Source organism: Pseudomonas sp. TWR3-1-1 (assembly GCF_049896545.1).
Classification (GTDB): domain Bacteria; phylum Pseudomonadota; class Gammaproteobacteria; order Pseudomonadales; family Pseudomonadaceae; genus Aquipseudomonas; species Aquipseudomonas weihenstephanensis.
Map to the genome: position 1 here is coordinate 153,639 of NZ_JAFCUO010000007.1, position 11,167 is coordinate 164,805.

11 protein-coding genes are annotated in these 11,167 nt (G+C 57.3%); 3 read left to right on the forward strand and 8 right to left on the reverse strand.

Features of this window, described 5'->3' with window-relative positions; all coding sequences use genetic code 11:
- Together nadE and ACP7A4_RS16370 are read left to right on the forward strand one after the other, a co-directional pair.
- Nucleotides 1-828 carry an ammonia-dependent NAD(+) synthetase gene (nadE, locus tag ACP7A4_RS16365; protein ID WP_426247792.1) on the forward strand — a complete coding sequence of 276 codons (828 nt, stop codon included), beginning with the start codon at nt 1-3 and terminating at the stop codon, nt 826-828.
- A gap of 184 nt (nt 829-1,012) precedes the next feature.
- Nucleotides 1,013-2,035, forward strand: coding sequence for a DUF1338 domain-containing protein (locus ACP7A4_RS16370; protein ID WP_203303041.1), 1,023 nt, complete (start codon nt 1,013-1,015; stop codon nt 2,033-2,035).
- Between the two features lie 66 nt (nt 2,036-2,101).
- On the opposite strand, the gene azu is transcribed toward ACP7A4_RS16370, so the two are convergent.
- Complete coding sequence (gene azu, locus ACP7A4_RS16375; protein ID WP_059763472.1) at nt 2,102-2,548, reverse strand: azurin; 447 nt, start codon at nt 2,546-2,548, stop codon at nt 2,102-2,104.
- 337 nt (nt 2,549-2,885) lie between these two features.
- On the opposite strand from azu, the gene ACP7A4_RS16380 reads away from it, so the two are divergent.
- On the forward strand, nt 2,886-3,092 hold the full coding sequence (locus ACP7A4_RS16380) for a hypothetical protein (RefSeq protein ID WP_059763474.1): 207 nt from the start codon (nt 2,886-2,888) through the stop codon (nt 3,090-3,092).
- 318 nt (nt 3,093-3,410) lie between these two features.
- Here ACP7A4_RS16380 and ACP7A4_RS16385 read toward each other — a convergent pair whose 3' ends face one another.
- The 7 genes from ACP7A4_RS16385 to rpsF form a co-directional block, all read right to left on the reverse strand.
- Nucleotides 3,411-5,717: a YgiQ family radical SAM protein gene (locus tag ACP7A4_RS16385; protein ID WP_059763477.1), complete on the reverse strand. Its 2,307-nt coding sequence runs from the start codon at nt 5,715-5,717 to the stop codon at nt 3,411-3,413.
- A gap of 149 nt (nt 5,718-5,866) precedes the next feature.
- Complete coding sequence (locus ACP7A4_RS16390; protein ID WP_426247793.1) at nt 5,867-7,021, reverse strand: phytoene/squalene synthase family protein; 1,155 nt, start codon at nt 7,019-7,021, stop codon at nt 5,867-5,869.
- 251 nt (nt 7,022-7,272) lie between these two features.
- The gene (gene dnaB, locus ACP7A4_RS16395; protein ID WP_203303043.1) at nt 7,273-8,667 is read right to left on the reverse strand and encodes a replicative DNA helicase; all 1,395 of its coding nucleotides are present in this window, start codon (nt 8,665-8,667) and stop codon (nt 7,273-7,275) included.
- Nucleotides 8,668-8,790: 123 nt separating this feature from the next.
- Nucleotides 8,791-9,237 (reverse strand): 50S ribosomal protein L9, encoded by a 447-nt coding sequence (gene rplI, locus ACP7A4_RS16400; protein WP_003439047.1) that lies wholly within the window; start codon nt 9,235-9,237, stop codon nt 8,791-8,793.
- Nucleotides 9,238-9,256: 19 nt separating this feature from the next.
- Nucleotides 9,257-10,153 (reverse strand): hypothetical protein, encoded by an 897-nt coding sequence (locus ACP7A4_RS16405; protein WP_048364433.1) that lies wholly within the window; start codon nt 10,151-10,153, stop codon nt 9,257-9,259.
- Nucleotides 10,154-10,189: 36 nt separating this feature from the next.
- Entirely contained in the window at nt 10,190-10,420 is a 231-nt protein-coding gene (gene rpsR, locus ACP7A4_RS16410; protein WP_003171373.1) for a 30S ribosomal protein S18, read from the reverse strand.
- 28 nt (nt 10,421-10,448) lie between these two features.
- A complete protein-coding gene (gene rpsF, locus ACP7A4_RS16415; protein WP_003439045.1) occupies nt 10,449-10,874 on the reverse strand; it encodes a 30S ribosomal protein S6 in 426 nt (141 codons plus the stop codon).
- Nucleotides 10,875-11,167 lie beyond the last annotated feature (293 nt).

The window sequence follows — 11,167 nt, forward strand, 5'->3', positions numbered from 1 at the left end:
ATGCAGGCCGTACAGCGCCAAATTGCACAAGACCTCAAGGTCCAGCCGCCGTTTAAAGACACTGCTGCCCTTGAAGCTGAAGTCGCACGTCGCACTACCTTTATTCAGTGCTGCCTGCACAACGCCAGGCTCAAGACGCTGGTACTGGGCATCAGCGGCGGTGTCGACTCACTGACCGCAGGCCTGATGGCACAACGTGCGGTCAAGCAACTGCGCGAGCAGACCGGCGATCCGGCCTATCGCTTTATTGCGGTGCGCCTGCCCTATGGCGTGCAGCACGACGAAATCGACGCGACCGCAGCGGTGGACTTCATCAACCCCGATGAACGCCAAACGGTAAACATTGGGCCTGCGGTCAAAGCGCTGGCAGCTGAAGTGGCCTCGTTTGAAGGCAAGCCACCGGCCACTGTGGACTTCGTGCTGGGCAATACCAAAGCGCGGATGCGCATGGTGGCGCAATACACCATCGCCGGTGCAACGGGCGGGCTGGTGATCGGCACTGACCATGCGGCAGAAGCGGTGATGGGGTTTTTCACCAAGTTTGGTGACGGCTCGTGTGATTTGGCGCCGCTGAGCGGGCTGGTGAAACATCAGGTGCGGGCGATTGCACGGCATTTTGGTGCGCCCGAGTCGCTGGTGGAGAAAGTCCCGACGGCCGACCTCGAAGACCTGGAACCGGGCAAGCCCGACGAAGCGTCCCACGGCGTCACCTATGCCGAGATTGATGCCTTTTTGCAGGGCGAACCGGTAAGCGAAGAGGCGTTCAACATCATTTGCAGCACGTACGAAAAAACCCATCACAAGCGTGAGATGCCGTTCGCGCCTTGAGACCGCGATCAACCTTTGCCCTCCCCCCCCCAAACTCTGCGAAAAGGAGCGGGGGTGAGGGGCTTTGGACCTTGCGCACGCCAGCCAGAAAAAACGGAATGACCCCAGCGTTTTTTTTCGCTTGTGGCCTACCCCGTCTACAGCTTTGATAGACGCCTGTTTCGTCGCCAGAGCCCTGCCCGCCATGTCTTCTTTCGATGGTCTTTTTTCGCTTGTCGAATCCACGCTCGACTCGTCTGCCGCCCACTGGCTGCGCGAGCATGTCGAGGTGCCTGAAGCCCTGCTGCGCTTCAGCTGGCATGAACAGGCGTTGCACCGCGTCTGGCTCGCCGAAGCGCTGAACCTGTGTCTTCTGCACACGCTGGTCAATGCCGTGCCCGATGGCTATCGCTATGTGGAAGAACAGGCGCGAGGTGGACGCAAGGTGGTGTTCGATCATGGGGCGCTGCGTACCGTGGACTGGCCGCACAATGGTGAACTGCCCCGTGGCCGTCAGGCATTTGCACGCTTGCTGGAGCCGTTGGGCTTTACCGATGTGCGAACGTACCCGCTGACCAAACTGAACATGACTGGCTGGGGCTACCGGCAAATGGACTTGCCCGAAGACATCGCACAGTTTTTTGTGTCGGAGTTACACCCGGGGCGGTTCAGTGAAACCTTCCAAAGCGCCGTGACCCGCGTCGTCAGCAGCAGTCGAGATCCATTGGGCGCTGAACACGTCAGCATCCTTAAGCGCCTGCAACTGACCCGCCATTGCAGCCTGCCTGAGGCTCAAGCCCTGTTGCCGGGGTTGTACCGCGCCTTCGACCGCCAGCATGGCGCCGTGCTGGAAACTGACTATCGCTGCCTGCTGGATGAAAGTGCTGAGATGGCGTGGATTGCGACTGAAGGCAACCGCTTCAACCATCTGACTGATCGGGTAGCGGATTTGGAAACCACCGTCGCACAACAGCGCGCTTTGCAGCGGCCCATGAAAGACAGCATCGAAGTCTCGGCCACAGGTCGAGTCATGCAAACCGCCTATCGCGCGTGCGCGGTGACCCGTGGTCTGGTCGATGCCAGCGGCCACTACTGCGAGCATCAAGTGCCCGGGTCATTTGTTGAGTTCATCCAACGCAAGGTGGATCCAGACACCGGGCGCCTGGACCTGAATTTCGACAGCAGCAACGCTCAGGGGATTTTCAAGATGACCGCCTCAAAAACCTGAGCCTGAACGTAAACAGCCCTGACGGCATGAAGCGCGTCAGGGCTGTATTTGAAAGCGTCTGCGTTCTTATTTCAGAACCACAGCACCTTTCATCATCGAGTTGTGGCCCGGGAAGGTGCAGAAGAATTCGTACTCTTCACCCGCTTTGAGCTTGGAAACGTCGAAGGTCACAGAATCTTTCTCGCCGGCACCGATGATTTTGGTGTGAGCGATGATGCGCGTGTCGCCATCTTTCAGGTAGTTTTTGTCCAGACCGGCGGCCATGCCGTCATTGGTGACGCCCTGCATGTCTGCTTTAGTGCTCAGGACCCAGTTATGACCCATGACATTTTTTGGCAGGCTGCCGGAGTGAGTCAGGTTTACCGTGAAGGTTTTGCAGGACTTGTCGATGGTGATTTCTTTGGTGTTGTACGACATTTGATCAGTCGAATCGACTGTCACGCTGCATTCAGCCGCCAGCAAATGGCCGCTGGCCAGGGTCAAAAGGGATACCGCAACAACTTTGGCAAACATGGTGTATCTCCAAGGCAGGGTATAAAAATTCCACAATTTGTATACAGGTTGCCCGAAAATCGTCTCAATTCCAATGACCTGGGTCATGACCAAGCACGTTAATCGGGTGTAATAGCCTGCTAGACGAACTGCGGGCTTATAACCTTAGGCCATGTTTTTGATTTTTGGAGAATAAGTACCCTGCTTAACAAGCCGTTTCCTACAGATTTTTTACGAACTGTCGGAACTGATTTATCACGCGATAAACAACCTTGCAAAAACCCAGCTAACGGCTAAGCACTAATACAGGGCAGAATACCCTTCGCTCACCACACCTTCGAGCACAAGAGGATCGCCCATGGCCAAACCAAACTACAACTTCGCAAAGCGTCAAAGAGACTTGGCTAAAGAGCAGAAGAAAGAAGAAAAGCTTCAGCGCAAGAAGGCTGCCGCTGAAGGTGGCACCGTAGACCTGGAACAGGACGTCGAGACACCCGCCACAGAAGGCGAAGTTGCCGCGCAAGAGACTGGCGCTGTAGAAGAAGACAAAGCACCCAACGCGTAACACCCTCGGCCCGGTTATCCACAACCCGGCCCACAGGATCTGTGATCAGGATCAGCAGCTCAGCTGTTGATCCTCGCAGTTAACCTGACCGCCTCGTAACGCCCTCAGACGCTTTGATACTCATTACCTGACGAAGCCTCAGCATAAAGCCTACAAACCCGTGGCAGGCTTCTCAGCGCGCAGAAAGCACAACGCCAGCTCGATGGCTGGCGTTGTGGCGCACTCGAACCCGTAGTTGCCGGCGCAGGCTGCGATAAAGTCCAAAGGCGCGACCCCTTCAGGCTCGATCGCCGCCTGTGGCAGCGACTACACGCTTGTTTAGCGAGGCACGACGGGCTTGCGGGCCGGACGTTGGCTTTTGCCACCCTTGGCCGCTTCATGACGCTCTTTGGCCGCCTGCTTGTTACGCGCAAAGGCCGCTGCTTTGGCTTGCTCGCGCTTGTCCCACGGGTTGCCGCCATCACTGGCGCGCGGCGGCAGGCCGGTGTGCTGAGTGAGGATCTTGGTCGTCTTTTCCCCGGCGACTTTGTGGCTGCCAGCAGGGGTCGAGTTTTTACGACGGGCACTTTGGTAGCTATCCGTTGCAGGTTGATGCAACGGGATCAACTGGTCTTTGCCCGAACCGATCAAATCGGCGCGGCCCATACGCGTCAGCGCTTCGCGCAGCATCGGCCAGCCTTTGGGATCGTGGTAGCGCAAGAACGCTTTATGCAAACGGCGCTGTTCTTCGCTCTTGACGATGGTGACCGAGTCGCTCTTGTACGTGACCTTGCGCAGCGGGTTCTTGCCCGAGTGGTACATCGCCGTGGCCGTGGCCATTGGCGAGGGGTAGAACGCTTGCACCTGGTCAGCCCGGAAACCGTTGCCCTTGAGCCACAGCGCCAGGTTCATCATGTCTTCGTCTTTGGTGCCGGGGTGAGCGGCGATGAAGTACGGGATCAGGTACTGCTCTTTGCCCGCTTCCTTGGTGTACTTCTCGAACATGCGCTTGAACTTGTCATAGCTGCCAATGCCCGGCTTCATCATTTGGTTGAGCGGACCTTCCTCGGTGTGTTCCGGGGCGATCTTGAGGTAACCACCAACGTGGTGCGTCACCAGCTCTTTGACGTATTCCGGCGACTCGACCGCGAGGTCGTAACGCAGGCCGGAAGCGATCAGGATCTTCTTCACACCCGGCAACGCACGGGCGCTGCGATACAGCTGAATCAGCGACGAGTGGTCGGTGTTCAGGTTCGGGCAAATGCCGGGGAACACGCAGGATGGCTTGCGGCACGCGGATTCGATTTCCGGCGTTTTGCAGGCGATGCGGTACATGTTCGCGGTCGGGCCGCCGAGGTCGGAAATGACGCCGGTGAAACCTGGCACCTTGTCGCGGATCTCTTCAATCTCGCGAATGATCGACTCTTCAGAACGGTTCTGAATGATGCGGCCTTCGTGCTCAGTAATGGAGCAGAAGGTGCAGCCGCCGAAGCAGCCACGCATGATATTCACCGAGAAGCGGATCATGTCGTAGGCAGGGATTTTTTCCTTGCCGTACGCAGGGTGCGGGACACGTGCGTACGGCATGCCGAACACGTAGTCCATTTCTTCGGTGGTCATCGGGATCGGCGGCGGGTTGAACCACACGTCGACTTCGCCATGCTTCTGCACCAGCGCACGGGCGTTGCCCGGGTTGGTTTCGAGGTGAAGCACGCGGTTGGCGTGGGCATACAGAACAGAGTCGCCACGCACTTTTTCAACCGACGGCAGACGGATGACCGTCTTGTCGCGGGTCATGCGCGGGCTGGCCAGAATTTGTACAACCTGTGCTTCGTTCGGGTCTTCAACCGGGCCTTTTTCTTGCTCGATGGCGCAGGCTTGAGTGTCCTGGGTGTTCACGTACGGGTTGATGATCTTGTCGATCTTGCCCGGACGGTCGATACGCGTGGAGTCGACTTCATACCAGTCTTTTGGCGTATCACGACGAATGAACGCAGTACCGCGCACATCGGTGATGTCTTCGATTTTGTGGCCGTAGGACAAGCGCTGAGCCACTTCGACAATTGCGCGCTCGGCGTTGCCGTACAACAAGATGTCGGCGCAGGCGTCGATCAGGATCGAGTTACGCACACGGTCTTGCCAGTAGTCGTAATGTGCGATGCGACGCAGAGAGGCCTCAATGCCACCCAATACAATCGGCACATTCTTGTAGGCTTCTTTACAACGCTGGCTGTAAACCAGGCTGGCGCGATCCGGACGTTTGCCTGCCATGCCACCGGGGGTGTAGGCGTCATCGGAACGGATCTTTTTATCAGCCGTGTAGCGGTTGATCATCGAGTCCATGTTGCCGGCGGCGACGCCGAAAAACAGGTTCGGCTCACCCAGCTTCATGAAGTCGTCTTTGGACTGCCAGTTCGGCTGCGCAATGATGCCCACACGAAAGCCCTGAGATTCCAGCAAGCGGCCAATGATGGCCATGCCGAACGAAGGGTGGTCGACGTACGCATCACCGGTGACGATGATGATGTCGCATGAATCCCAGCCAAGCTGATCCATCTCCTCCCTGCTCATCGGCAGGAATGGCGCTGGCCCGAAACATTCGGCCCAGTACTTCGGATAGTCAAATAGAGGCTTGGCTGCTTGCATGTCGATGACCGGTGTTGAGTGCATAAAGAGGGGCGCGACATTTACTGAGAAATTCGCGGGCGCGGAATATAGCACAAAAAATGATCAATTCCGACTAAAGCGCTTGGCTTTATCGACGAGGTGCATGCCGACCTTATACAAGGCAGAAGTCAAAACCTTAAAGGCAGGTGATCCAGAAATGAAATGGAGTGGCGCGGCCACGGAAGTGCGTGCCAGGCGGCGGCCTCCCACTCAGGCGCCAAGGGTGTAAACGGCAACCCGCGCGACGCTGTGTTGAAAAGCGCCTGGACACCCCAGTCCCATCGCTGCACGCCGGTGACCGAATACATGATCAGTGCGACATCGGCATGGGTGATTTTCACCTGCTGCTGCGACCTAAAACCCGGCGTGTTGTGCATTTTGCGCAAGGTTAACAAGCACAGACCCAGGGTCCACAGAATGAATCGACGTATCCCCTTCTGCTCTACCGGAATCAGCAGGGCGTATTGGAGGGCCAGATGCAAATGCGCGTGAGCCGTGCCGATCAGCACTGACAGCGCGCAGGCATGATTGGGGGCTGCATGCCCCGGATCGAGCGCGTGTAAATGCACGCCATACGCCCTGAAAAGTTCACGAGGCAGCCAGCAAATGCCGCGCTCACGGTCCTCCCATTGATCCTTGAGGATATTGGTCAACTGCAGGGCCGCACCGAACGAAATCGACAGGCGATGCAGCGTGGCTCTGCGCGCTCCTAGAGATGGGACGGCCTCGATAAAAAACTCGGTCAACATTTCGCCCACAACCCCCGAGACGCAATAGCACAGGCGATCAAGGTCATGGAACGTTGCCAACCCCTGAAGCCCCAAACCTTGCCGAAACTCGGACATGCCACGCGTCATGACCGCCAGGCAATTGAGCAGGGCCGCACGCTGCACAGGCGTCAGCAGGCTGTGAACCTGCATCACCCACGGCAAGTGCTGCATTAACTCGCGCTCGGCGTCTTGGGTTTGCCCCGTCAGCAATGCGCACACTTGATCGCTGAAGCGCCGGGCATCCGCTCGCCCAGCCACAACCTCAAGAAATGCGTCCTCATAAACCCGAATTTGCTGCGCAGTCAGCGCAGGCTCATCTTCTATGGTGTCGGCCAGACGAAGCAGTAAATAGGCATGCGTGACCACCGTTGCCAGCTCGGCGGGCAACTGCGGGATAGTCAACGCAAAGGTGCGTGAAACCCGCGACAGGATCCGGGCCTGATAACCCAGCGGGTCGGGATGAGGCGTGGCGACATCTTGTGGGTCACGCAGGTCTCTTGGGACGTCACGCACTGGCTTGATCCCCTGTCGCTCGTTACGCGGGATGGGTTAAGCATGCACAAGCAAACGCCGCTCGACCGGGCACCTTCGCGACGGCGAGCATCGATGGGCAATATTTGCGCACCAAGCAGCACGACAAAACTGTCAATTGTGACAGTGCCGATGAGCGGTTGAGGTCAAGACGAGGGAGGACGCAGGAAGAGGTGATGAGCAGCGCGGGCAGCAGGCTTTACCCACATGCCCAACGCCTGCGCCACTACCGATTAGTCATCGTCGAAGTTGTAACTGCCCGGCGCAAGGTTTTCGAAGCGCGTGTACTTGCCGATAAACGCCAGCCGCGTGGTGCCAATCGGCCCGTTACGCTGCTTGCCGATGATGATTTCGGCAATGCCTTTATGCTCGGTCTCGGGGTGGTACACCTCGTCGCGGTACACGAACATGATGACGTCGGCATCCTGCTCGATGGCGCCGGATTCACGCAAGTCGGAGTTGATCGGGCGCTTGTTGGGGCGCTGCTCCAGGGAGCGGTTGAGCTGTGACAACGCCACAACCGGGCAGTTGAATTCTTTGGCCAACGCCTTGAGCGATCGCGAAATCTCGGAAATTTCATTGGTTCGGTTATCACCGCCCGAACCCGGAATCTGCATCAATTGCAGGTAGTCGATCATGATCAGGCCGATGTCGCCATGTTCACGCACCAGGCGGCGGGTACGCGCACGCATTTCCGAGGGACTGATGCCCGCCGTGTCATCAATAAACAGCTTGCGGTCGTTGAGCAGATTGACCGCCGAGGTCAGGCGCGGCCAATCATCGTCCTCAAGCCGACCCGCACGGACCTTGGTCTGGTCAATACGCCCCAGGGACGACAGCATACGCATGATCAGCGACTCACCTGGCATCTCAAGCGAGTAAACCAGTACCGCTTTTTCGCTGCGCAATACGGCGTTTTCGACCAGGTTCATCGCAAAAGTGGTTTTACCCATCGACGGACGGCCCGCCACGATGATCAAGTCCGACGGCTGCAAGCCACTGGTCATGCCATCAAGATCGGTGTAACCGGTGGACAAGCCGGTAATGGCGTTGTCGGTGTTGAACAAGGTGTCGATACGGTCGATGGCCTTGGTCAACAGATCGTTGACACTGACCGGGCCGCCGGTTTTTGGCCGGGCCTCGGCAATGGCAAAGATCTGGCGCTCGGCCTCATCGAGGATTTCTTCGGCGCTGCGGCCTTCAGGGTTGAAAGCGCTGTCGGCGATCTCGGTACTGATGCCGATCAACTGCCGCAAGGTCGCCCGCTGGCGGACGATCTGCGCGTAGGCCTTGATGTTGGCGACCGATGGCGTGTTTTTTGCCAGCTCGCCCAGGTAACCCAGCCCACCGATTTGCGAGGTCTGACCTTCCTTGTCCAATTGCTCGGCAAGGGTCACGACGTCAATCGGCGAGTTCTGGTCCGCCAGTTTGGCGATGGCCCGGAAGATCAGGCGGTGGTCATGTCGATAAAAGTCACCGTCCGACACCTGATCCAGCACGCGTTCCCAGGCGTTGTTGTCCAGCATCAAACCACCGAGCACGGCCTGTTCGGCCTCGATGGAATGCGGTGGCACCTTCAAGGATGCGGTTTGCAGGTCGTATTGCTCAGGAGCGGAGATATCGTTCATGGCCACGTGTAATTTGGGGGGTGAAAATCAACGTCTGTAGAAAGACAAAGGGCACGACCTGTAAACAGGATCGTGCCCGATGTTAACCGTCTGACACACAAGGTGCCAGTCAGTTAAGACTGCTTAAGCAGCTACCACAACAACGCGTACGGTTGCTTCAACTTCGGCGTGCAGGTGCACAGCCACGTCGAATTCGCCAACGTTGCGGATAGTGCCGTTCGGCAGACGAACTTCGCTTTTTGCAACTTCAACGCCAGAGGCGGTCAGTGCATCAGCGATGTCGTGAGTGCCGATCGAACCGAACAGCTTGCCTTCGTCACCGGCAGTGGCAGTGATAGTCACTTCCAGCTCAGCCAGTTGGGCAGCGCGTGTTTCAGCCGAAGCTTTCTTGTCTGCTGCTGCTTGTTCCAGCTCAGCACGACGCTCTTCAAACGCAGCCAGGTTGGCAGCGGTTGCAGCGGTAGCTTTGCCGTATGGCAGCAGGTAGTTACGACCGTAACCGGCCTTAACATTTACTTTGTCGCCCAGGTTGCCCAGGTTCGCGACTTTTTCCAGAAGGATCAGTTGCATGTGAAAATCCTCTTAACTTTTAACCTTCACCGTTCGCAGAGTCTTTATCGACGTCTTTCGGCGCCAAACGTCCGCGAAAATCAATCAGGCTGTCGACAATGGCCAAAACCACGAGCAACGGATAGATCAGCTGCATGAACAGCAACAGCGTGACGTACAACCCCACCAGCCAAAACTTGCCCAGTCGCTTTTGCGCCACCAGCCCATGAATCAGGGCCAGCCCGGCGAAGAACAACGCTACGCTGCACAACGGCGTAAGCATGGCCATTTGCGGACCGAAGTTCGGTCCGACAAGCATGCACGCCAGCAACAGTAACGCTGGACCCAGCGGTAGGCGGATGCTGCGAAATTCGCTGGCAAAACCGCCTGGGTTATACAACAACGCTTGCCAATAACGCCCAAGCATCAGGCTCAGCACGCTGACGACCTGCATCAAAGCTGCAATCAAACCGGTCAGGACGGGTGCAATCAGTGCTCCAAGGCGCGCTCGCTCTACGTCAGATAACGTGTCGTAGAGACCATTGAGGACCTGCGGCAGAAGTTTTTCCAACTCCTGCGCCATCGCACCAATGGGTTCGCGGAAAACCGTGCCCAGGATAACGCCATACACACCACCCAATGCCACGCTGACCAGCAGCACGCGATGCCAGGGCTGACCGGCGCGCAAAAACAACGCCAGCCCCAGAGTTCCCAACAACACCATCAAGGTGCGAGGTTCTCCGATAAACCACCAGACCAAGGCCGGCAGTAACGCCCATGAGAGGATGCTCAAGGCATCTCTCGGACCGCGCCGCAGGAGCACAAGGCTTCCTGCAGCAGCACTCAACCAGAACAAAAACGGCAATGCCGCACATCCGGCCACGACTAACGTGGCCTGCACACGGCCTCGCATGATGAACTCAGCTAAGGCGCGCATGCTTTCAATCCTTTACTACGTGTCGACTGCCCGGTCTCAGCGGCCGTGGCTGTCGGTGTAGGCCAGCAGGGCCAGGAAGCGGGCGCGCTTGATAGCGGTGGCCAGCTGACGCTGATAACGAGCTTTAGTACCGGTGATGCGGCTTGGAACAATTTTGCCGGTCTCGGATACGTAAGCTTTCAGAGTGTTGAGATCTTTGTAATCGATCTCTTTCACTTCTTCTGCTGTGAAGCGGCAGAATTTACGACGACGGAAGAAACGTGCCATGTAATTGGCTCCTCAAAAGGTCCGTGGATTACTCGTCAGCGTTATCGCTGGCGTCGCTGTTATCGCTGTCATCGCCATCGGCGCTGTCAGAATGCTCAGGACGGTCACGACGCTCACGGCGCTCACTGCGGTTCTCTTCAGCCTTGAGCATCTCGGACTGGCCAGTTACGGCTTCGTCGCGACGGATGACCAGGTTACGGATCACAGCATCGTTGTAACGGAAGTTGTCTTCCAGCTCAGCCAAAGCCTTGCCAGTGCACTCAACGTTCAGCATCACGTAGTGAGCCTTGTGAACATTGTTGATTGCGTAGGCCAGTTGACGACGGCCCCAATCTTCCAGACGGTGGATTTTGCCGCCGTCTTCTTCGATCAGCTTGGTGTAACGCTCTACCATGCCGCCGACTTGTTCGCTTTGATCCGGGTGGACCAAAAAGATGATTTCGTAATGACGCATGAATGCTCCTTACGGGTTGTAGCCTGCCGCTAACTAAAAAGCGGTCAGACAAGGAGTGAATGACACTTGTGTGTCTTGCCTAGAGAGGCACATATGCGCCCGCCATGACGGCAAGGGGCGCAATTGTAGAGAAGGCACAAGAGAGGCGCAAGGCAATTGGTGATTATTTGAACAATCTTGCCGTACGGTGACCTGTAGCCGCTGCCGCAGGCTGCGATCGAGCGCGAAGCACTCGGCTTGTCGACTCAAGCTTGAAGGCCTGCGGCCTTATCGCAGCCTTCGGCAGCGGCTAC